The sequence below is a fragment of the Candidatus Sysuiplasma jiujiangense genome, assembly GCA_019721075.1.
Lineage (GTDB): Archaea > Thermoplasmatota > Thermoplasmata > Sysuiplasmatales > Sysuiplasmataceae > Sysuiplasma > Sysuiplasma jiujiangense.
In genome coordinates, this window is record JAHEAD010000002.1 from 36,667 (window position 1) to 59,696 (window position 23,030).

Here is a 23,030-nt window from a genome sequence, read left to right on the forward strand (position 1 = left end):
AAACAATGTTAAATGGGCGTTTGAACTGCCCGGAGGAGAGGCGTTGCGTGAGATATCGCTGACAGGAGACTCTTTGAAGGATGCTGTCAGGAAAATCAAAGCGAAGCATTCGATAATCGGAAGGGACAATGAACTCGAACAGGCGCTTATCTGTGCATCCGCCGGAAAACACATACTTATCGAGGGGCCCGTAGGTGTAGGAAAAACTATTCTGGCCGCATCAATTTCAGACTATCTTGACAGGCCGATTTTCAGAGTTGACGGCGACGAACGCTATACCGAACAGAAACTCACAGGCTGGTTTGATCCGCCCGTAGTAATGCAGAAGGGCTACAACCAGGAGTCGTTCATAAGCGGCCCCCTTACGATGGCGATGACCAAGGGCGGCATCCTTTTCATCAACGAACTCAACCGCCTCAATGAAGGAGTGCAGAATGTCCTCCTTCCAGCCATGGACGAAATGAAGATTGAGATACCTAGAATTGGAACGATATTCGCACAGAAGGGATTTCTGATAATCTCCACGCAAAACCCGAGGGAGTTCATTGCGACGAGCTCCATTTCTGAGGCACTGTCCGACCGGTTCGAACTGCTCCCCCTTTCATATCAGAGCGAGGAGGAGGAGAGAAGGATAGTACAGACAAGGACATCCATCTCTGACACGGATGCCATAGGACCCATTGTATCAATAATCAGGGAGACAAGGGTTCATCCATCTGTGAGACGCGGCGCCTCCGTCAGGGCCGCAACTAGCATGGCCGCCATAATGAATTACATGGGGAGGGGCATTGAGGATTACAGGAGGGCTGCATATCTCGCCATTCCGACAAGAATTGAGCTTCGTGAGGATTCCAAGAAAAACGTCTATGAAGTCATTGACGAAATAATAGACAGGGCAGTCAATCCTTTATTTGTGGGAAGTCCCGAAGCAGAAGTATCCCATTCAGCAGAGGAAATAAGCCGAAGTGACAGCGAAAAAAAAACGATCGGGAAATGAGTCTGGAGCCTGAAAATGCCCTTGATCTGATGCAGAGGCTGAAGGGCATTGTTGATCTGCCGTCGGGCTCCAGCGACGATGTTGTCTGGTCAATCGCAAAGAACTATCAGAAAATAAGGCTCAAGGCAAAAGATCCCTCCCTGGTCCAGGCTGCAAAGAAGATAGCGATAAGGGCGATAATCGAAAGAACACTGCATCAGCTCGGGCCCACCAGAATGCCGATGGTGAACAGGAGAATAGAGTATTCACCCGGGGAGGAAGGGGAAATAGATGTGCCGGGAACGCTAGACAACGTTCACTCAATAGACAGCATCGATTCAAAGAGCATTATTCTTGAACGCAAGGAACTCAAGCACATAGCATGTGTCCTTATGATCGATGCGAGCCTTTCAATGACGGGTGAAAAACTGGCGATGGCTACGAGTTCCATTGCCGTTCTTGCACACAGGCTGAAAGGCATCGAATATGCAGTTATACTTTTCGAAAACAGATCCACCGTCATAAAAAAGATGGACAGTGAGGCAGACCTTGAAAAACTCATCGGGGATCTGCTCGATCTCAATGCCATGGGCTACACGAATATAGAGGAAGGACTGCGTGCGGGCATAATTGAACTTGAAAAGGCGAAAACCACAAATAAAATAGGCATAATTGTGACGGACGGAAATTATACCATGGGCCACGATCCAAGGCAGCTGGCATCTGTCTTCCCCAAACTGCATGTAGTCATGACCACAGGGCTTGATGCCAGGGAGGACATATGCAGCGGCATGGCGCAGAAGGGAAAGGGCAAAATGTACGAGATAAAGAATTACGAGGAAATGCCCGGCGTCCTTTACAGCATAATAAAGACATTCCACCTGAGGCTCCATCAGAGGGGCGGGCTGAATGAAAGAATGTGAAACTGATTCTGCCCGCATCCCCGGCCCATAAGGTATTTGCCGGCCAATAATATAGCCAGTCAATAAGAACAGATTAATAATCAGTTCCATGTAGTGCAGCAGGCCATGGTGATTTATTGTCTTCATACAGGATAACACTCATTCCCGGCGACGGTATAGGGCCGGAAGTAACAGGTGCCGCTGTTAAGGTGCTGGAGGCTACCGGCATAAAATTTGAATGGGACATTCACGAGGCAGGAGAAAAGGTAATCCAGAAAGAGGGGACACCGCTGCCACAGCACGTGCTGGACAGCCTGAAGAGAAACAGGGTAGGCATCAAGGGACCTCTGACAACGCCGATTGGCGGCGGATTCAGGAGCGTCAATGTAGCCCTCCGCCAGATGCTGGATCTTTATGCAAGCGTACGACCCGCGCGCTCTATAGCAGGGGAGGGGACACTCTACAGCGACATAGACCTGGTTGTCGTCAGGGAAGCAACCGAGGAACTTTACTCCGGCATTGAGCACTGGATAGACCGCGAACACTCCGCGGCAGAAAGCATTTCGGTAGTGACCAGGAAGGCTTCAGAGCGTATTGTTAGGTACGCTTTCGAATATGCAGTGAAGGAAAATAGAAAGAAGATTACGTCCGTTCACAAGGCAAACATACTGAAGACAACCGGCGCGCTGTTCCAGGAGGTTTCACAGCGTATTGCCAGGGATTTCCCGCAGATTGAGTTCGAGGAAAGGCTCATTGACAACATGGCAATGCAGCTTGTCAAAAAGCCCAACGATTATGATGTCATAGTGACAACCAACCTGTTCGGAGACATACTTTCAGATCTCTGTTCAGGGCTGGCCGGCGGGCTTGGAATTGCGCCGGGTGCAATCATCGGCGACGAGATAGCGCTTTTTGAACCAGTGCATGGCTCCGCTCCAAAGTATGCCGGGCAGAACAAGGTCAATCCCGTTGCCACCATCCTTTCAGGCGAAATGATGCTCAGATATCTCGGTGAACGGAAGGCCGCGGAAAGGATATGGAATGCCGTATACGACACGGTGAAGGAGAAGAAGTTTGTAACATACGACCTTGCACTTCCGGGGTATACCAGGAAGCCTGTCGCGCCGTCGACTTGCTCACAGATGGCGGACGAAATCGCACGTAAGGTCAGCGAAAGCCTGTGAGTTTCAGATTTCCAGCCTTTCCCCTTTCTTCGGCATCAGAACGGTCTTTACGTCAAGGGCGTCTGCCAGAAGCTTCCTCTTCTCTCCGTCCCCATGAACCAGGATTACGGTTTCCGGATCGCATTTCTCCACGAACGAAACCAGCTCGCTGTGGCCGGCATGGGCCGACAGGTCGAACCTGTCGACTTCACACTGTATCTTTTCGATGACTCCGTTTATTTCCAGGGAACCCGTGGTCAGAAGGCGGTGCCCGTTTGACTCCTCGACCTGGAATCCGCTTATCAGTATGCCGCTCTTCGGATCGTCTTTGACCCGTTCTATATAGCCGAGCGCGGGGCCGCCGTCCAGCATACCGCTGGTGGTGACAATCACATCCGCCCTGTCGCTGTGGTATCTGTCCTCGCCTGTTTCCACTTCATATGCCTTCAGGCATGCCTTCCTGAGACTTTCGGCAGAGGCGACATAATTCTTCGAACGCATGTAAATTGAGTTGACCTTTCTCCCCATCCCGTCGACCCAGATATTGAGGCCGGTCCTTTCAAGTATCATCAGCAATTCCTGTGTCCTTCCGACTGCGAACGCAGGAAGAATTGCCTGGCCGCCACGGTCCACAATCTCACTGACCTTGTCAATCAGACGGTCTTCGACATCCTTCCTGTCCGGATGCTCCCTGCCGGCATAGGTCGATTCGACAACCATCACATCCGTTTTTACCGACTCCGCGCCTCCGACCAGCCTTGTTTCGGCCGTGTGTATGTCGCCTGTAAAAAGCACGTTCTTTTCTCCGCGAACCTCAATCATTGCCGCGCCGGGAATGTGACCCGCCTTCCTGGGGATAAACTCGGTCCCGCCAATTTCGAACGGTGTTCCAAACCGCTCGACGGAAAACAGCTTCATTGCATCCTCCACGTCCGAGAAATCATACGGTTCGCTGTACCCTTCCATCCTTGCGACTTTTATGCTGTCCAGCATCAGGATGCGGCCCACGTCCTTTGTAGGCATTGTTCCGTGCACGGGAACCTGGTACATGGCTGTGAGCCATGGAATCATGCCGGAGTGGTCCACATGGGCGTGCGTGAGCACTATCTGGTCGACACGCGGAGCCTGCAGGGGGTAGACAGGAGGATCGCGGGGTATGAGACCATAGTCAAACATGACCTTCCCGAAGCCGTCCTCCATCATCACTGCGAGTCCTCCGACCTCATCGGCACCGCCGAAAAAATGGAATTTCATTTACATCACCCGTGCAGTCGAAAAAGTTCCTGCAATATCTTTCATACATTTCCCTTGAAATACGTCTGTCATGCGCTCTTCACATCATGAAAGCTTGACGGAGGAAGGCGGCATCAGAAAACTTCAGCATGTCCTTCCCGCACAGCTTTCGGGACTCTCCAGCAACAGGTTGGTATTAATCTTTTCTGACATTTTGCCGAAATTATCTTCTCATTCTCGGGTCGAGTATGTCCCTCAGACCGTCACCGAGAAGATTGAGGCCGAGAGAATAAAGGAGAATGGCAAGTCCGGGAACGACAAATGTCCAGGGGTACTGAAGTGCCTCTATTATGCCGACACTCTTGTACTGGAAGTATGTTGCCAGATTTCCCCATTCAGGCAGGTAAATGAAGTTTATGCCTATGTTTATGTAGTCAAGCGCTGCAAGCAGCAGGACGACGCTGCCTACATCGAGCGACATCTGAACAAACACAGGGTAAATTGAATTTGGTATCACATGCTTGAAGATAATCCTGGCTGCGCCGGATCCGGATGCTTTTGACGCCTCGACATATTTCAGCTCCCTTACAGAAAGCACCTGTCCCCTGACCAGCCTTGCGTATGTCGGCCACCATATTATGATGAGGGAAGCCACCAGGAGCGTGAGAACACCGCCCGGGACATGAGCGAAATCCTCCCTGAAAACAACGATCATGGCAATTGCAAGCACAATAAAGGGAATGGAGAAAAAGACATCGGTGATACGCATGAGGACGTCGTCGACGACCCCGCCTTTGTAGCCCGCAAATGCACCGAGCAGTATGCCTATCAGTGCGCCCGACGCCACGACAGAAACTGAAATGCCCAGATCCACTCTTGCCGCCTTAATGACGGCTGGAAGCAGGTTGATGCCGAAATACGTTGTGCCGAGGGGATATTTCCATGACTGAAACCATGGAATGAAGTTGTTCTGAAGGCTGTTTATGGGATAGAGCTGGTACGGGTTTCCGGTTGTAAGCACAGGTGAAAAAATTGCCAGAAAGACAAAGAAGGAGGTCATTATGAGACCCGCGAGTGCAAGCGGACTCTGCTTGAAATAATAAAATTGCCTCTTGAACTGGTCGATTCTTGGCGCAAGCGAGCCAATCACTGTCTTTTGTTTTTTGCCGTACGCGCCTGCCATTGCCCTGTCACCCCAGCCTGACCCTTGGATCGAGGTATGCGTAGATTATGTCGACAATAAGGTTTGCAACGACAATGATGATTGCAAATACGAAGACCGATGCCATGATAGACGCAAAATCATCCACTATTGCGGCCTCGGCCAGCCAGTATCCAATCCCGGGCCACGAGAAAATGTCCTCCGTGATCACCACGCCGCCCATCAGGGATGCCAGCAGCAGCCCGAGGATGGTAATCGTCGCTGAATACGCGTTCCTCTTGACATGCTTGTTGATGACGCGCTTCTGCGGCAGACCTTTTGCTTTTGCCGTGCGCACGTAATCCTGCCCCATGGCATCCAGCATGCTCGATCTCAGGAAACGCACTATTGCCCCCATGCTCGTCAGTGCTACCGTCAGGGCAGGAAGTGCAATATGGCCAAGCGCATTCAGAAATGCCGGAAAATCGCCATAAAGGAGTGTATCAATAATCAGGAATCCGGTCGGTCTGGTGCCGAGAATCAATGCACCCTGGTGTACAACCCAGGGTTCAAATCTGCCTGACGCTGTAAAGTAATACGATGAATTCAGTGCGCCGGAAATGTCTGTTATGGGAATGTAGGGAGCGACTGCGAAGATTATAAGGAGACCTAGCCAGAATGTCGGCGTCGAGTAGCTGATCATGGCCCAGAGCCTCGATGCATGGTCAGGCAACTTGTCCCTCCTCACTGCGGAAATTACGCCCAGGGGGATGGCGAAAATGATGATGAGGATTATCGATGCTATAGCCAGTTCGATGGTATTGGGAAGGCGTTCCTCCATAACCTGAAGGACTGGCCTGTAGGTGCCCACAAGGACGTCAAAGCCGCTGGTGAATCCCCAGTGACCGGTAACAAGTCCCTGCATATAGTAGAAGTACTGGACGAAAACAGGCGCTTTCAGATGATATTCCGCGATTATCTTCGCTCTGGCAGCGGGAGTCCTTATTCTTCCTACAAGGGAACTCACCCAGAGACCGATGTCCGCCCTTGTAAGCAGGAAGGTAAAAACCGTGACTCCAAGAACAACGGGGATAAGAAGCAGCAGCCTGCGAATGATGTAGGTACTCATCTTCATCTTATGTCTCACTCATCCTGGAGAAGCCGGGCTGGTATAGCAGGCGGAACCCTTACCACAGTACTCTGACTGTAATCGAACTATATAACATTTCATTTTTCCAGAAGTAAAATACCGGTAGCCGTGGATTCAGGCAGCCTCCTTGAGAACGGATTCGTCGAAATGCTCGCCTGCTATTACGCTCGCCCTTTCTGCAGCGCCGATTATCCTGCTGTCCATCCTGTGGATGAGATGGCATGCAACAAGATGCCCTGTGTGATTCCAGTCCTCCAGCTTTGGTTCCTTTTCCCTGCATATCTGTTCGGCATAGGGGCACCGCGTTCTGAACCTGCAGCCGCTCGGCGGAGACGCGGCGCTGGGAACATCCCCCGAAAGCAGTATCCTTTCCCTCCTGAGTAGGGGGTCAGGTATGGGGATCGCGGATATCAGCGCCTGCGTGTACGGGTGAAGGGGATGGATGAACAGTTCCTCTGTGGCAGAGACCTCGACTATCTTGCCCAGATACATCACGAGAACTCTGTTACACATCGCTCTTATGACACTGAGATGGTGCGATATGAAAAGGTAGGACATGTTATTCTTGGCCTGCAGATTTCGAAGCAGATTCAGTATCTGCGCCTGCACCGACACATCGAGCGCAGATGTAGGTTCATCAAGAACGACAAATTTCGGGTCGAGGGCAAGAGCTCTCGCTATGCATAAGCGCTGTCTCTGTCCGCCGCTGAACTCGTGGGGGAAACGATAAAGGTGTTCCTCATTGAGACCGACGTCTGTTATCAGGGATGAAACACGTTCCTTTATTTCGCTCTTCGTCATTTTCGGGCCGGAAGGCGTCCGTCCCCGGCTTGCTGATTCGCCGTCAGGGTTCATTACCCATGTCCCGCGCTTGTAGATGCGAAGCGGTTCGCCGATTATATCCTTAACCAGCATCCTTGGATCGAGTGATGCAAATGGATCCTGGAATACAATCTGCATTGTTCTTCTGATCTCTTTGAGGCGATGGCTCTTTGCCTTGAATATGGAATAGCTTCTGGCATAACTGTTCAGTTTACCGACGATCTTGTCTGTTTCCTCCTCAGAGATATTTCCGCTCTCTTCAAGCCTTCGATACAACTCGCCGATCTCATCGAATATCTCGGGCGGCGCATCGATGTAAGCCTGTCCGGATGTCGGTTCAAGAAGCCTGAGCAACGTCCTGCCGGTTGTTGTCTTCCCGCAGCCGCTTTCGCCCACCAGTCCCACTGTCTCGCCACGGTATATCTGGAAGGAGACATCATCGACAGCATGAACATAGCCTATATTCCTTGACATTACCCCTGCCTTAATGGGGAAGAGCTGCTTCAGGTGTCTTACATCCATGTAAAGTGCATCATGGCTGATGATTACCACCGCCGTAAAGGAAACAGCTTACTGTATGATTCTGTGTCACTTCCACGGGCATCGGTATTGTTGTTCTGCAGATGTCCATTACGAAGGGGCATCTCGGATGGAAGCGGCATCCATCCGGAGGATGAAGGAGATTTGGAACGTTCCCCGATATCGTGGTCAGTTTCTTGCCGGGCATGTCGAGACGCGGAATCGCAGCCAGCAGTCCCCTGGTATAAGGGTGAAGCGGATTCTTGAATATTTCCCTGACAGACCCTGTTTCGGCCACGAGACCTGCGTACATGACTGCCACCCGGTCACAGATCTCGGATATCACACCGAGGTCATGCGTTATAAGCACAATGGAAGAATTGGTGGTGCTCTTCAATTTCCGCATCAAATCGAGTATCTGCGCCTGGATAGTTACATCGAGGGCAGTGGTTGGCTCATCCGCAATCAGCAGCGAAGGATTGCATGACAGGGCCATCGCGATCATCACCCTCTGCTGCATGCCACCGCTCAGCTCATGCGGGTAACTGCTCAGTATTTTATGAGCGTCCGGTATGCTTACCTGCTTGAGGAGACCTTCCACCCAGAGAGCGACTTCCGACCTGATGCTCATGTCGCATTGCCTTCTGGCGGCAATATTGAGTCTCCGGATCGCAAGTCTGCGCCTGCTCTTCCTCACCTGCGATGTTATCCCATTCAGCACAGCAAGGTCATTTCCGAGAAGGATCTCATTGCGTTCATTCTTGGCCAGGCGGTCTAACTCCTTCTCCAGTTCCAGCAGATGCTTTGCTGCCTCGGAAATGGAACCTATCCTTGCCGTCTGGATCGCTTCCCTGATCCTCCTGCTTCTCTTCTTTCCCCGCGAGAGTATGATATCGCACAGCTGGCTTCTCTGTTTTTCGTCCCTGACATATTTCGAAAGTGAATCCATGGCATTTGAACGCAGCTTTTCACTATCGCTTTCGGCAAGATCGAACTCTTCGGCGATCCTCTGCATTTCAGCCCTGAGACCGTCGAAGTTAACAGAACCCTTTGAAAGTATGGAATCGACAATTTCCGATTTTCTGTGCATGAGCAGCGCTTCCCCTACCTGCCTCTCCACCGTCATGACAGGATTGAGCGCGGTCGTTGGCTCCTGGAATATCATGGAAATTTCCCTTCCGCGGATACCCTGGAAAATTCTCTCCGTGAGCTTGATAATCCTCTTATTCCTGATGACCTTGGTTCTGCTTCCCCTTTCTACATATTTCGCCTCATAGGGAAGATAACGCGTAAGATCCGCGCCTTTGTAAATTATTTTACCCGAAACAATTCTTCCCGGAGGATCCTGTATGAGCTTGAGTATTGAGAATGCGGTGACGCTCTTCCCGCATCCTGTCTCACCGACAATTCCGAGCGTTTCTCCCTTCCTGACGTAGAGGCTTACGCCGTCGAGAGCCTTTACAACACCATCATAGACGAAAAAATATGTCCTGAGGTCCTCGATCCTCAGCAGAATATCAGAATCGTCCGGAAGGTTGATGCTCATGACGAATGCAGACCCTCCCTAAATTGCTGAAATATTTAATCGTTTTGAGCGTTTCTTCAGATCCGGTTCAAACCTGAAGTCCAACATCAAAGTAATCGCCGCTGTAATTGCTGTCAATCAATCAAAAGTTAGGGAAGATGTTTGGGTAAAAGATTTACATTCGTTTGACCGCTGGTTCAGAATTCAGGTCTTCGTCACCGGGAACAGTATCAGGAAGCTCAGCGATGCTTCCGGGGACGCCGACCATTTCATCGAGGAAGCAGGTATCCATGACCTGTAGTAGGCGATGGCTATTGGCTGGTAGTCACCGACCAGAAGATCCAGTTTCACCGAGAGGTAGTCCGCAAGCCAGTAGTCGTTTGCCCTTTGTGTGGGCACAAGCTCGCCAGCGCCTGCTGCGCTCGCATTCCACATCTCGTTAATCATCTTCCACTGGTGCGGATTTGTCGTAGCGTTGAATCCGGGTCCCGAAAACAGTCCGTCAGGATACGAGTATATTCCGTATGGCTGGACGAAAGGCGCCGCAAAGTCTGTCGGGTCAGGATAGTCGTCTATCCATCCGAGGAAGTACAGGGGCAGCGGATTCTGGGCTGCCGGAACAGCAGTGACTGATAGAAGCGTGGCGAAGTTGATGTCCTGAAGGAACGGCTTGACAGCGTTGTTGGTTGCATTCTCAATGGCAGGTATCCAGTAGGACTCTATCATCGAGTCCTGTATCGGACTGCCGGATATGGAGAATATCGGGAATGTTATCGAACCTGCCGTTGCGTTCGCATATGGTGACTGACTCCAGTAGTACTTGGCGAGTGTCATGTTGTAATACGGTACCCAGTGATTATAGGTCATGTTTGATATGTTCCCGGGATAGTCAAGCAGGCCCGAAGGAAGGAAACCGGTAAGATTCTCAGCGAACTTGATTCCGCTGTTCGTATTCATCGACATGTACTGCGCCTGGTCGAACGCGTATGTGAATGCCCTCCTCACGCTAAGGTTTGCGAAGAAGAGAGAAACTTCCCAGCTGCCCGGAATTCCCGTGCCGCTCGAAGTGGAGTTCACGCCCGTGGCGTTCTCATATATTATGGATGACTTCGGGAAAGACACTGTCCCAGAGGATACCGACTGAAGATCTGTGACGTTCGTCTGCAGATTGAAGAACCATGTGAACAGTGCGAGTTCGGGGGTTGTTATGGAATTGGCCTGACCGGCCTTTATCATTTTCAGTACCAGCGGCGTGGAGCTTGGCGGGAATGCACCCTCGGCAAAGTCAGCAGCACCGGTCTGGAATGCTTCCTGTGCTACCGATTCCGATGTGTAGTAGTAAATGGTTATTCTCGGCTGGAGTGCACTCGGAGCAGGGTAGTCCATAGTCTGGGAGTAATTCTGATTCGGAACAAAGCTTATGACCTGACCTGGAAGGGTTGACTGGACAATGTACGGTCCCGATCCCATGCTGCCGAACTGAAGCTTCGTGTTCCAGTTGGCTGCATTGCCGTACTGCTGATAATTAAAGAAGGCTGTCGAATAGCCAAGACCAGCTGCCGTGTAATTCGTAGCAAATGTGCCAATCGACGCACCGCTGGAATTCGCCCATGCTGCATCCATAACAAAACCGACAGGCTGCGTGAGCAGCTGGAGGAAGTATACAGATGAACCGTAGCTGGAATACTCAGTTGCAGCAAGACTCTTCTTTGCCGCAGCAGTGGAACTCAATGCGGTGCCGGTAGCCATATAGGCGGCGTTGGTGCCGTTTATCGGAGTGACACCGTATACAGACTGGTTGGTTGTTGGCAGGATGTGGAAAGTAACCGAGGTAGAGTTGAAGGTGACAGCGTGGTCGACCCAGAACGGGGTTGTGTTAAACGGTCCGTAAATTGATACCCCGGGAATAAGGGCATGTGCAAGCAGCCATCCCGGCCTGCCGGGGTCGTTTGCAAAGAGAAGGGTGCGCAGCACCGAGAAGTATACATCATAGGGAGTGACAGGCTGGCCGTTGGCGAACTTCAGCGTGGCATTGACGTTGAACGTGTAATTGACATAGGTTATGTTGCCGACGGTAGAGCTGGCTACTAATCCGTCTGCTTTTGTTGGAACCTGAGTGGCCACAACCGGTATGTAAGAGGATGCGCTGTTTCCTGGCGCATACTGCACGAGCGGCTGGTAAAGATTGAAGATTGCTTCGTAGCTCACAGTGTCGTAGGCTATCGCAGGGTCAAGTGTGGCGTAACCTCCCGGTATCCATGTGGCGTCGACAATGCCTGTATGCGTTGAGGGTGAAGAGGAGTGCTTAACTGAAAAAGTGCCTACAGCCGTAGTGGAAACAAATGTCCAGGTTGATGTTGCGGTCGTGTTGTTGGTGACAACACTCATCGTGAAGGGGTATATGCCCGGCGTCCCCAGATCTTTGCTGCTTAAATTGAGGTAGTTGACACCGTTTGCGATCTGGGTCGCATTAAAGGTGGCTGAATGTTTCGCTGCTGAAAAAGTCATTTCCTTGAGATTCCAGCCTGATGCAATAGGGTAGCTAGCAAAGCTTGCCGGCAGGAGTGAGGTGGCATTAAGGTACCCGCCCGTGCTGACAACGTTCGGGTATCCGGCAGTTATATTTTCAGTGTTAGCAGAAGTGGCAGTGAATTGTATTTCCGCAGGGTACTGGAGGGCAAGACTGGTAGATGTCGTGCTCGGCGTCACTGAAACGGGTATAAGATTGAGACTGTTGTCGTACGCTTTGTTCGATGTCGACACAACCTCAACATAAACCAGATAATTCCCCGGACTCGGGTATGTGTATGAAACAGTGGATCCTGATGACCCGCTGTACTTTTTCACAACACCGTTGCCGAAATTCCAGACTGTATAACTGATCGAGGAACTCGACAGAGATGTTCCCGAATAGAATGTTATTGGCGTTCCCTGCCCGGCTATGCTGTAACTGGCAGAGGCAGGCATTGTAAATGCAGTCGCCTTCGGCGCGGGCTTCGATATGGACAAATAGATGCCCACGCCGGCTATAATCAGCACTATAACAACAACAACAGCAATCAATGCACCTCTGGATCTTCGCTTGGGCATCTGCGGGGGCGTTATGCCCTGAGATGCCGATGGAACTCCGCCTGGTGACGGACCGCCTGCTGCTGCGTTCAACAACGAAAACGTTCTACTGTTCATTTTTACTTGACTCCCCTATGATCCTTGATAAGGATTCGGCAAAGCATATTTCTCATGCGATTTAAACCTTATTGTGGAGTGAAGCATGAGAATCACTATCACAGAAGGTTCATTTTTCCATATCTGAAAACAAATTTGACACAACATTGCATCAGAACGCTGCCAGGAAGCCGCCAATAACCCGTTCGGTGAACGAGACACGTTCTGCTTTCGAAAAGCTCGAGGCGGGAATTTGTGGTTAATGTAAGTAGCCGAGTTGTTCCATCCCAAAAGAAGCAACTTGGCAGCACAATAGGCTGAATTGCCGGCGGGTTTGCAAGTTCGCAGTCAATTGCAATACCGAGTGAAAAAGGCAGGAACAAGGAACATATCCGATCCCTTATACGCGTTCTATGTCTTAGATCATGAAAGATTTCCATGTGAGCTTTCAGACAACAGGAAGGTTCAACATGCAGTGTTTCTTCAAATCGCAAGTGCTGCAGATAATAAATTATTATAGAAAATAGGCAATCCCTGTGGGATGGACATAATAACGGCAATACTCATACTTCTCAGCGCAGGACTGGTCCTGGGCCAGATTTTCGAGCATTACGACTTCGCGAGCGTTGCGGGAGAGATCATTGGGGGCATTGTCCTTGGACCCGCCGTGCTTGATTTTGTAAGACCGACTCCGGTGCTACTGAGTATTTCCGAGGTGGCACTTTTTTTCATTGTGCTGCTCATCGGGATAGAGATGACGACCGATTTGCTCAAGAAGTCATACGCAAGAGCGCTGCCGTTGACTACGACGAGTTTTCTGATTCCGCTGTTCATAATGTCGGCACTAATGTATCTGGCATTCGGGATGAATCCCGAGGTTTCCATCATAATAGCAATTTCAATCGGTGTCCCGTCTATCTCGATAGCATCAGTTCTGGTCAGAAGCTACGGCCTACTGCAGACATCTGCCGGTTCCATCATACTTGCGAGCGTCGTTATTTCAGACCTTCTTGCATTCCTTATTTTTTCCTCTTTTCTGAGTGACAGAAATGTTGTTCCCGAAGTAGTCGTTTTCATTCTGTTCGTGGCTTTTCTCTTCTACCTGGATTACATCATCGCAAGGAATTCCGAAAAGGTGGTAAGGGCATTTGAGCGGCTGCGCGCGAGCGAGCATGGAGAAAAGATCATATTTGGAATGATTATACTCAGCGGGCTGCTTGTTTCCACTTTCTTTCAGTACATAGGGATAACATATGTCCTTGGCGCTTTCTTCTCCGGAATGCTGATCAGCGAAGTTGTAGTAGGGAGGAACCTCCTCGGCATCATAACCCGCACAATGAATCGGATAAACGAAAGTTTCTTCATACCGCTCTATTTCACAATAATAGGACTGAGCACAATCGTTCCAGGTTTCGATTTGCTAGTTGTCCTGGCGGTCCTGCTCGCAGTAACCGGTGGATTTTCCGCATTCCTGAACAGACGGATGAGTACCAGGCTAGGTCTGGAAACGAATCCTTCCACAACCTCCGGAATACTGGGGGGCAGGGGAGCTGTCGGTGTTGTGATTGCAAGCCTTGCTCTAAGCTACTCTCTGATTGACCATCAGCTGTACTCAGTTGTCATTTTTGGAACAGTTATCCAGGCACTGGTCTTACCCATGCTGATAAGGAAAAATGGGAATAAGATTGAATCCTGATGGTTGAGACGGGACCGGACATCGAAAGCAATACGCAATGTGCAATACCATGTCTGATATTGGCCACTGAGACTATCCGGTTCAAAGTGATGCCGCGTAAAAGCCGTTGGATCTCAGTGCGCTGTCTGTTTGCTCATTCGCAAGGCGCTGTGTAGCCGCTTCATACTTGAGCACTGTATCGATATCATATTCAAGAAAAGCAGCAAGCTTTTCGAGCCTGTCGAACGGAAACGGTTGCCTTCCCACCAGAATCTGTCTCAGCGGCCAGGCAGGATGTATTCTTGACCTGTATCCTATTACCCTGGCCAGGCGGTTAAGACCGTCCGCTTTTTCAATGCCTTCGCGTATGAGCCCTATTCGAAAATGGGCAAGAAGCCAAACTTTGCGTTTTTGTGCCATTTGACTACGATACAATTGCACTATTCATATATAAGTAGTTTCCACCGATTCGCGATTCTGAGGCAGTTCCGGAAACATCACTCACAAACTATGACGCCGAAAGCGGGTTGAGTCGATTGGTATCGGACCAGACTCCGCAGGCTCCGTAATGACACCGGCAGATTTCATGCCGCATTTTCAGGCATTTTGTGAATTTCGGAAACGTTGAATATGCCGGCATGTCATGCAGTGCCCATGCGGTGCGGGACCAGCATATTCGTCTGGCCGCTGGATTTTCATGAATTTGGTGTTGGTATGCCCTGCAACAGAATGAAAACCTGCCAGCTGCGTAAAGGATGCGCGGCATAGCAGCCGACTGATTATTACCGAGATTTGGAAAGAGGAGGTTTCAGATTTTAGCGCAACCGCAGGTTTCAATAATTCAAAATGGAATGAATTACAGTCGGCAGTTGTGTAATTTGAAGATCGGCAATCATTTTCTCAAGCAGCATCCGGCCGCAAGGCAATTCGGAAAAAAAGGAAGGAGATTGCACTGGCATGTGGTGCGATGGCAGGATCTTACTGTTTTCCAGAGCGAGATCACCGGTTCAGAGGGTTCATTCTATTCAGCTCGTTCGATAGACTTCCTTCGAGCAGAAGCGGTTTTCCGTCAACAATTGTTGTGTAAACATCGCTTCCCTGTGCGGAGTAGACTATGTTTGTTATTGCGCTGGAGGCATTAAGTGGATTCATCCTTATACTCCTGGGAGAAAGAATGACTATGTCGGCTCTCTTGCCTATCTCCAGCGAACCAATTTTGTCGAACGAACGCAGTGCCTTTGCCCCGTTTCTGGTAGCCATGTCCAGCGTCTGCATGGCGTTTACGACGCTCGAATCCCATTTTGATACCTTCTGGAGGTAAGAGGCGGTGCGCATCTCTTCAAACATGTCAAGATTATTGCTGGTCGTTGCGCTGTCTGTTCCTGCCGATACATTGATGCCCATATCCATCATTTCCTTGACCGGCGCAATGCCGGAACCCAGCTTCATGTTCGATCGCGCGCAGTGAGCCACACTCACCCCGCCGTTCAACAAGTCTCTCATTTCACTCTTGATCAACCAGGCACCATGCGCCGCCACTACCGGGGAGCCTTCGAAGAAGTCAAAGCCGTTCAGCCATTCGACGGGCCTCTTTCCGAAGATCCTCTGATGATTATAAACCTCCGCCCTTGTCTCCGACAAATGCATGTGCAGCAGTGTTGTATACCTTGATGCAAGATCCCTGGCAGCCCTACATGTCTCCTCCGAACATACATAGACCCCCTGAAGTCCAACTGAAGGGGTTATCAGAGGGTTGTTCCCGTGCGACTTTACAAAATTTTCGGCGTTTGACAGAGGCTTTCCTTTCTGGGTGGTCTTGTCTTCATCCAGGACAACCCAAGAAAGAAATGCCCTTATGCCTGCAACTTTGCACATATCGGCGATAATGTCCTCCGAATAATACATGTCCAAGAATGCAGTTGTCCCGGACATTATCATCTCCAGGATCGAAAGTTTTGTCGAGAACTCAATCGAAGCCCTGGTCCTGTGGTTATCGAGACTGAAAGTTTTTTCGATAAAAGCCTCGAGGTTCATGTCGTCGAGTTTACCACGGAACTCAGTCATCGCGACATGGGTATGTGTATTGATCAGGCCGGGCATTACAATCCCTCCGCCCGCATCAATAACATAGTCGTCCTTTCTCGCTTTGCTACCGATTTCGGTGATAATCCCGTCTTCGACGTAGATACTGCCCTTCACTACGGAACGTGAATCGTCCTGGGTGACGACAAGGCCGTTCTTGATAAGGAGATTCAAACTGATCTTCCCCTCGATGACTAAGCATAAACAACTATTGGAATTAAAACTGATTGTATTCCTGAAATCCTGAAACAGAACCCGTGAAGCACAGTGTTGCTGGATTCGGTGTTGAGAGGAAACGGCACCACCGTGCAGGAAGGACAAATTCCAAGAGCGCCTGAATGCAGTTGCATATCCCCGGCAGAAAGGATTCCGTAGCGGAATCCGAACTTCTGAACAACATTAAATACAACCGTACACATACTGTCTGACAGATGTCAGACCGGTGATTCGAGTTGAAACGCTATTATCAGGAGCCGTTCAATTCAGAGGACATGTACAGGATACCGCAGGGAATGATCGCACAGCCTTCTGTATACCAGCTTCCGAAAAGCGATAACGCCAGAAAGAGAGAGAGCGGCTCGGGCAAACCCTACAGCATTCTGAGCGCCTCAAAATACATCTTGATGATTTCACTCATGCTCTACTGGCTCCCGCTTCTCGGACAGATGATCGGCGGTTTCATAGGGGGAAGACGCGCGGGCTCACCGTTCCGCGCCATTCTTGCCGCACTGCTGCCTGTGATAGTGCTGTTTGGTCTCTCCAGTGCTCTCCAGGCCGGAGTCATACCAATAAGATTTCAGAACGCCACCATACTCACCTATACGCTCGTAAAGGACGCGCTAGAGCGACTGCCGATCGCGGCGCCATACGTAAGTTTCGCCACCACCTATGTTGGTTCGTTCATAGACGAGCTCAGGACAGCTGCCTCTTTCAAGGTTGGAAATTATCTGATTACACTTGCATTTGCTTACGTCGGAGGCATACTTTCGTCCCAGAGCAGGAGGGAGCTCGAATATGTGTCCAGGTACGGCGCTCCGACAACAAACATACTCGTTTCGGGAGGGCAGCAGCCTAACGACCATGCATATGCACATGCCATCCTTTCGAAGCCTGCAGGCTTTATTCACTCGCTGATGCCGGCGAGGAGAAGAGCTGCTGCAGGATTTGAGAACATGAGAGCGCTCTATCCCGCGTCGTCGGGCATGACGCCTGTTCCTTCAGCCTATCAGGCTAGCGAAAAAACGCCGATTTCATACAGGACAGGACCGCTACACTATCCTGAACGGCCCGAAGTGATACCCCGTCCTCAGGTTCGGAGGCCTTCGTCCTGGGACGATGTTTACGGAACCTCACAGATCAGACAAAACGTTTATCGCGGTACCGCAGGAAACGAAGCGGCCAGCTATAGAGGTGAAAGAAGCAGCTACCGGCAGAACGCTGCGAATGCCTCCGGTTACCAGGGACCGCCCATCGTAAAGCTTTACAGAGCTGAAGGAAACACTTCAGATATGTCAGTCATAAGAAAAAACAAGATAAAGGAGGAAAGCACCAGAAAGCTCGTTGAACGGGCACTGGGCAAGGATTACATGGCCAGTCTCAACAGGAAACACAACCAGCAGAATGGAAATGGCAGGGATTTCAACTTCTCACAACTCGCGTCCAAGACGGCTTCTGCCGGTGAGAACCTGAAGTCAGGTACAAGAAAGACGAGCGAATGGGAACTGCTGTGACTGCTGTGTTCGTACGAAAAATTACACTTTTCCCCGAGATGCCCTCCCCCAATGTGCCTTGTTCGCATTTGCACCATTACAGACATTTATATGCACATTAGTCAAGGGGTTTCATATATGAGCGGCTAGTACTGTGAAACTGCTGCCGGCTGCCGTCCGCGCGGAACACGGCTGGATGCCGGTTGGCCATGGCATTTCTCCCTGCCAGGTACTCAAATCTGTGTGTCATGATGAAAGGCTGGAACGGTGGAGACACGAACGTACGAGCGGACCTTCAATTGAGGGCTGAAGTGGTCAAAAGGATTTTAAAGCAGTACATCTTAAGTTGGGTATGTAATCATGTTTTGCCCGAAATGTAAGTCGCTTATGTTTCCTGAAAATGGAAAGATGAAATGCAGGAGATGCGGATATGAAGGGTCTGTGGCAAAGGCATCCTCAGGAACCATAAGGTCCGAGATGAATGCAAACAGAGAACTTCTGGTTGTTGAAGGGCGATCGGATACACTTCCCAAGACTGATGTGAAGTGCCCCAAATGCGGCAACAACGAGGCCTACTGGGTGCTCAGGCAGACGCGGGCCGCAGACGAGCCGGAGACAAGGATATACCGGTGCACAAACTGCAGTTACTCCTGGAGGGAGTACTGAAGCAGGTGAACCGGGCAACCCGACTGCAGACCAACATAACAATTATATTTTCAAAGCATTTTAACCGCCCGAAGGAATCTCAAATGTTCAAATCCAGCGCGAAGGCAGAAGTTCTGAAACAGATAGTCGATGTAATATCAACGCTTGTCGATGAAGCAAAATTCAATGTTGACGCAGACGGCATCTCACTGAAGGCGGTCGACCCGGCGCACGTCGCTATGGTGGAGATGTCGCTGGGCAAACAGGCATTTGAGGAATTCGCTGGCGAGGACACTGAACTCGGTATTGATCTGGAAAAACTGAGGGAAATACTGAAACTCGCGCATTCAGGCGACATTGTGAAAATGGAACACAATGAAGACAAGAATCAGCTGATTGTAAAGATAGGGGATGTAACCAGGCGTATGAGCCTGGTGGACACTGCAGGAATGTCTGATCCCAAGGTGCCTAACATAGACCTGCCCACAACAATCAAGCTGAAAGCTGAAGAACTGAATTACGGCATCAGGGCATCTGAGAGTGTCTCGGATCATATCGCACTTGTGGCGGATGACGACTATTTTGAAATGAGTTCAGAAGGTGATTCCGATTCGGTTGATTTCAGACTGCCGAAAGAGAAACTGATCACTCTGGAGTCCAAGGGAAAAGTGAGGAGTCTCTTTCCCCTGGATTACTTTTCCAATATGGCAAAGGCCATTTCAGGCGGAAGCGAAGTGAAGATAAACCTCGGAAACAATTATCCTGTCAAGCTTGAGTTCGAAATTGCAGGCGGCAGCGGACACGTCAAGTATCTTCTCGCACCACGCGTTGAAAGCTGAAACTCCATGAGCGATGGAAAATACAGCATATGCGTCCTTGCTTCAGGCAATGGCAGCACGATGCAGTCGATAGTAGACGCCTGCCGCACAGGCTGTCTCTCAGGAAGAGTTGTGGAGATGGTGACCGACAATCCGCTTGCATTCGCCATCCGCAGGGCCGAGCGCGAAGGCATACTGGCCACGGTCATAGACAGGAAGGGCATGCGGAAGGAGGAATTTGATTCCTCACTCCATTCCCGTCTCACTGCCCTCAAACCGGATCTTATATGCCTGGCAGGTTATCTGCGCATACTTTCGCACGAGACAGTGTCTGCGTTTCCGATGCGTATACTAAACATACACCCTTCGCTCCTGCCGAGGTACGGCGGGAAGGGAATGTACGGCCTGAAGGTACATAAGGCGGTACTCGAAAATGGGGAGAAAGTCAGCGGATGCACTGTCCACTTCGTTACCGACGACGTGGACGGCGGACCCGTAATAGTCCAGAGACAGGTGCAGGTTCTGCCCGGCGACACCCCGGAAACACTGATGAGCAGGGTGCATGCGGAGGAACTCAAGGCATATCCAAGTGCCATAAAGATGGTGATGGAAGATGGCTTCGTGCCGCGGTAGTGGTATGGTAGAGGCCTGCATCGTGCTTTTACTGCGGGATCGACGCGATATCGAAGGGAACTCCCCTGTTTCAAGAAAATGTGGTTGTTACAATCTGTATTGTGGAAAATGAGCCGGCCGGTTCAAAAGGTTAAATATGCGGATACAATCGCATTTATCAGGTGTGAAATCAATTGTTTGAACAAACCCCCGAGGCACCTTCCATTCCTGAACTTGAAAGAATTGCCAGAGAGGTCAGGAAGGACATAGTCAGGATGACAAATGCAGCAGGCTCCGGTCATCCCGGCGGGTCGCTGTCCAGCACAGACATTCTGACAGCGCTTTATTTCGGCCTGCTCAGGCACGATCCGGCGAATCCCAGGTGGGATGGCAGGGATATTTTCATACTCAGCAAGGGACATGCCGCGCCGGCCCTTTATTCGGTTCTTGCCGCGGCTGGCTATTTTCCAAAGAACGAACTCATCACACTGAGAAAGATCGGAAGCAGACTGCAGGGGCATGCCCACACAGGGGTTCCCGGTGTTGAGGTCTCCACTGGTTCCCTGGGACAGGGTCTTTCGATAGCTTGTGGAATTGCTCTTGCCTCCAGACTTGACGGCAGCCGCCGGCGCATAGTGGCCCTGCTCAGCGACGGGGAGAATGATGAGGGACAGACCTGGGAGGCTGCAATGTTCGCCTCGCACAGGCGACTTGATAACATAACCGTCTTTGTGGACAGAAACGGTATTCAGAATGACGGTTTCACCAAGGACATACTCGATACCACACCTCTTGACGAAAAGTGGAAGGCGTTCGGATGGAACGTCATATCAATCAACGGACATGATTTCAGCCAGATAATCAATGCATACCGGAAGGGACTGCAGTGCAGAGGCGCTCCCACGGCGATCATAGCAAAGACAGTGAAGGGGAAAGGCGTCTCATTCATGGAAAACAACGTCGCATTCCATGGAAAGGCACCGAACGGCGAAGAACTTGCGAGGGCTCTCAGGGAGCTGGACGGTGTGAAATGAAAATGGATTCTGGCAGTCCGAAAATGGAGAGCCAGCGGAAAGAATACGGAAGAGCCCTGACCGAAATCGGCTCAAAGAACAGGGATCTTGTTGTTCTCGACGCCGATCTTTCCGTCTCCACCAGAACAGGCGAGTTCGGAAAGGCTTTCCCGGAGCGATTTTACAATTGCGGTGTCTCGGAGGCAAACATGGTAACGATTGCTGCCGGCCTGGCAATGGCCGGAAAGACTGTCTTCGCCTCCACCTTTGCAGTCTTCGCCACCGGACTGACATATAACCAGATCAGGCAGTCGATTGCCTATCCGTCATCCAACGTCAAGATTGCGGCCAGCCATGCCGGCCTGTCGGTCGGACCGGACGGCGCAACACACCAGATGCTTGAAGACATAGGCCTCATGAGGGGTCTCCCGAACATGACCGTTGTCGTTCCTGCGGACGCCCGTGAGACATATCAGGCAACCTATGCCCTATCCGAATACCGTGGACCTGCATATATGCGATTCGGAAGGGCCGATGTGCCGTCCATCGGCGATGTCAACGGAGACTTCAGGCTGGGCAGAGCATCCGTGCTGAGAGACGGGGGAGACGTAACGCTTGTCGCCACCGGTCAGATGGTCCATTCAGCTCTGAACGCATCTGAAATACTTTCCGGAAAAGGAATCGATGCTTCGGTCATCAACATGAGCACAATAAAACCGCTTGACGCCGATGCCCTGCTGAAATATGCGCGGAAGACAGGCTGCATCGTAACGGCCGAGGAGCACAGCGTGATCAACGGCCTGGGCGACGCCGTCTGTTCGGCTGTCGCACAGAGATACCCTGTCCTTGTGGACAAGGTCGGAACTGAGGATACTTTCGGTGAGTCTGGCGAGGCTAACGAGCTTCTGGCAAAATACGGCCTGACACCCCGGAATATCGCCCAAAGGGCGGAGAAACTGGTTAAAATTAAACAATAGCTGGTGAAAGAGTTGAAAATCTTCTTGGATACCGCAAACATCGGTGAAATCAGGGAGGCATGGGAACTCGGGGTAATTGACGGCGTTACGACAAATCCGTCGCTCGTTTCCAGGGAGGGCAGGAAGTTCAGCGAAGTGCTCAGGGAGATATGCCGCATCATCGATGGACCCGTGAACGCTGAGGTGCTAAGCACTGATTTCAGTGGCATGATGAAGGAAGGAAGGGAGCTTGCGAAGATCAACAGGAGGATCGTCGTCAAGGTACCCATGACAGCCGAAGGACTTAAAGCATGCAGGGCTCTCCGTTCCGAATGCATCATGACGAATATGACGCTGGTCTTTTCTGCGAACCAGGCGGTACTCGCGGCAAAGGCTGGCGCTTCCTATGTCAGCCCCTTCATCGGCAGACTGGACGACATCGGAAACGAGGGAATGCAGATCATCAGGGAGATAACAGAAATCTACAGTCATTACGACTTCAATACCGAGATTCTTGTGGCAAGCGTCAGGAATCCGATTCATGTTGTTGATGCAGCAATGCTCGGCGCGGATATTGTGACACTTCCGTTTGCCGTCCTGAAGCAGATGATCAGGCATTCACTCACCGATACTGGACTTGAACGGTTCATAAAGGACTGGGAAAAGGTGCCCAAGTAAGGGGTGACTGTGTGACTGGAGAGGGAGAGGAAACACAGGTCCAGGACGAACCGAAGGACGGCCTTGATGAATGGGTGGATGAGCTGGATCGGCTGATAGGCGTGGAACAGATGAGCGATGAGGAGATCGCTGAAAGGGAAACTGCACGGAAGGAGGAGGAAGGGACCTGGGCAGTAAAATTAATTGTGATCGCCATCATAATCCTCGTCCTCCTTGCATTCCTTTTCTACCTGAAGATAATATGAG

The 23,030-nt window shown here is 50.8% G+C and carries 20 protein-coding genes and 1 pseudogene; 12 read left to right on the forward strand and 9 right to left on the reverse strand.

Features of this window, described 5'->3' with window-relative positions:
* Positions 1-43 precede the first annotated feature (43 nt).
* From KIS29_01895 to KIS29_01905, 3 genes are all read left to right on the forward strand, one after another.
* Positions 44-997, forward strand: a complete 954-nt coding sequence (locus KIS29_01895) for a MoxR family ATPase (protein MBX8639077.1) — start codon at positions 44-46, stop codon at positions 995-997.
* Positions 994-1,899, forward strand: a complete 906-nt coding sequence (locus KIS29_01900; protein MBX8639078.1) for a VWA domain-containing protein — start codon at positions 994-996, stop codon at positions 1,897-1,899. Before KIS29_01895 ends, KIS29_01900 begins: the two co-directional genes overlap by 4 nt.
* A gap of 116 nt (positions 1,900-2,015) precedes the next feature.
* On the forward strand, positions 2,016-3,062 hold the full coding sequence (locus KIS29_01905; GenBank protein MBX8639079.1) for an isocitrate/isopropylmalate dehydrogenase family protein: 1,047 nt from the start codon (positions 2,016-2,018) through the stop codon (positions 3,060-3,062).
* Positions 3,063-3,065: 3 nt separating this feature from the next.
* On the opposite strand, the gene KIS29_01910 is transcribed toward KIS29_01905, so the two are convergent.
* From KIS29_01910 to KIS29_01940, 7 genes and pseudogenes are all read right to left on the reverse strand, one after another.
* Entirely contained in the window at positions 3,066-4,295 is a 1,230-nt protein-coding gene (locus KIS29_01910; protein ID MBX8639080.1) for an MBL fold metallo-hydrolase, read from the reverse strand.
* Positions 4,296-4,497: 202 nt separating this feature from the next.
* Positions 4,498-5,457: an ABC transporter permease gene (locus KIS29_01915; GenBank protein MBX8639081.1), complete on the reverse strand. Its 960-nt coding sequence runs from the start codon at positions 5,455-5,457 to the stop codon at positions 4,498-4,500.
* Positions 5,458-5,464: 7 nt separating this feature from the next.
* Positions 5,465-6,550 (reverse strand): ABC transporter permease, encoded by a 1,086-nt coding sequence (locus KIS29_01920; protein ID MBX8639082.1) that lies wholly within the window; start codon positions 6,548-6,550, stop codon positions 5,465-5,467.
* A gap of 129 nt (positions 6,551-6,679) precedes the next feature.
* A complete protein-coding gene (locus tag KIS29_01925) occupies positions 6,680-7,909 on the reverse strand; it encodes an ABC transporter ATP-binding protein (GenBank protein ID MBX8639083.1) in 1,230 nt (409 codons plus the stop codon).
* A 10-nt stretch (positions 7,910-7,919) separates the two neighbouring features.
* Positions 7,920-8,855: an ATP-binding cassette domain-containing protein gene (locus KIS29_01930; protein MBX8639084.1), complete on the reverse strand. Its 936-nt coding sequence runs from the start codon at positions 8,853-8,855 to the stop codon at positions 7,920-7,922.
* Between the two features lie 132 nt (positions 8,856-8,987).
* Positions 8,988-9,452 (reverse strand): annotated as a pseudogene (locus KIS29_01935) (ATP-binding cassette domain-containing protein).
* Between the two features lie 183 nt (positions 9,453-9,635).
* Complete coding sequence (locus tag KIS29_01940) at positions 9,636-12,617, reverse strand: PKD domain-containing protein (protein ID MBX8639085.1); 2,982 nt, start codon at positions 12,615-12,617, stop codon at positions 9,636-9,638.
* 520 nt (positions 12,618-13,137) lie between these two features.
* On the opposite strand from KIS29_01940, the gene KIS29_01945 reads away from it, so the two are divergent.
* Positions 13,138-14,292 carry a cation:proton antiporter gene (locus KIS29_01945; GenBank protein MBX8639086.1) on the forward strand — a complete coding sequence of 385 codons (1,155 nt, stop codon included), beginning with the start codon at positions 13,138-13,140 and terminating at the stop codon, positions 14,290-14,292.
* Positions 14,293-14,373: 81 nt separating this feature from the next.
* Here KIS29_01945 and KIS29_01950 read toward each other — a convergent pair whose 3' ends face one another.
* Together KIS29_01950 and KIS29_01955 are read right to left on the reverse strand one after the other, a co-directional pair.
* Positions 14,374-14,691: a hypothetical protein gene (locus KIS29_01950; GenBank protein ID MBX8639087.1), complete on the reverse strand. Its 318-nt coding sequence runs from the start codon at positions 14,689-14,691 to the stop codon at positions 14,374-14,376.
* Between the two features lie 579 nt (positions 14,692-15,270).
* Positions 15,271-16,527: an amidohydrolase family protein gene (locus tag KIS29_01955; GenBank protein MBX8639088.1), complete on the reverse strand. Its 1,257-nt coding sequence runs from the start codon at positions 16,525-16,527 to the stop codon at positions 15,271-15,273.
* Between the two features lie 278 nt (positions 16,528-16,805).
* Between KIS29_01955 and KIS29_01960 the strand changes: the two genes are divergently transcribed.
* The 8 genes from KIS29_01960 (at position 16,806) to KIS29_01995 (ending at position 23,029) form a co-directional block, all read left to right on the forward strand.
* Complete coding sequence (locus KIS29_01960) at positions 16,806-18,083, forward strand: hypothetical protein (protein MBX8639089.1); 1,278 nt, start codon at positions 16,806-16,808, stop codon at positions 18,081-18,083.
* Between the two features lie 339 nt (positions 18,084-18,422).
* On the forward strand, positions 18,423-18,728 hold the full coding sequence (locus KIS29_01965) for a transcription factor S (protein ID MBX8639090.1): 306 nt from the start codon (positions 18,423-18,425) through the stop codon (positions 18,726-18,728).
* Between the two features lie 83 nt (positions 18,729-18,811).
* A complete protein-coding gene (pcn, locus tag KIS29_01970; protein MBX8639091.1) occupies positions 18,812-19,546 on the forward strand; it encodes a proliferating cell nuclear antigen (pcna) in 735 nt (244 codons plus the stop codon).
* A 6-nt stretch (positions 19,547-19,552) separates the two neighbouring features.
* On the forward strand, positions 19,553-20,158 hold the full coding sequence (gene purN / locus KIS29_01975; GenBank protein ID MBX8639092.1) for a phosphoribosylglycinamide formyltransferase: 606 nt from the start codon (positions 19,553-19,555) through the stop codon (positions 20,156-20,158).
* Between the two features lie 203 nt (positions 20,159-20,361).
* Positions 20,362-21,171 (forward strand): transketolase, encoded by an 810-nt coding sequence (locus KIS29_01980; protein ID MBX8639093.1) that lies wholly within the window; start codon positions 20,362-20,364, stop codon positions 21,169-21,171.
* Positions 21,172-21,194: 23 nt separating this feature from the next.
* Positions 21,195-22,127 carry a transketolase family protein gene (locus tag KIS29_01985; protein MBX8639094.1) on the forward strand — a complete coding sequence of 311 codons (933 nt, stop codon included), beginning with the start codon at positions 21,195-21,197 and terminating at the stop codon, positions 22,125-22,127.
* 12 nt (positions 22,128-22,139) lie between these two features.
* On the forward strand, positions 22,140-22,784 hold the full coding sequence (fsa, locus tag KIS29_01990; protein MBX8639095.1) for a fructose-6-phosphate aldolase: 645 nt from the start codon (positions 22,140-22,142) through the stop codon (positions 22,782-22,784).
* A gap of 11 nt (positions 22,785-22,795) precedes the next feature.
* On the forward strand, positions 22,796-23,029 hold the full coding sequence (locus KIS29_01995; protein MBX8639096.1) for a hypothetical protein: 234 nt from the start codon (positions 22,796-22,798) through the stop codon (positions 23,027-23,029).
* The last annotated feature ends 1 nt before the right edge of the window (position 23,030 follow it).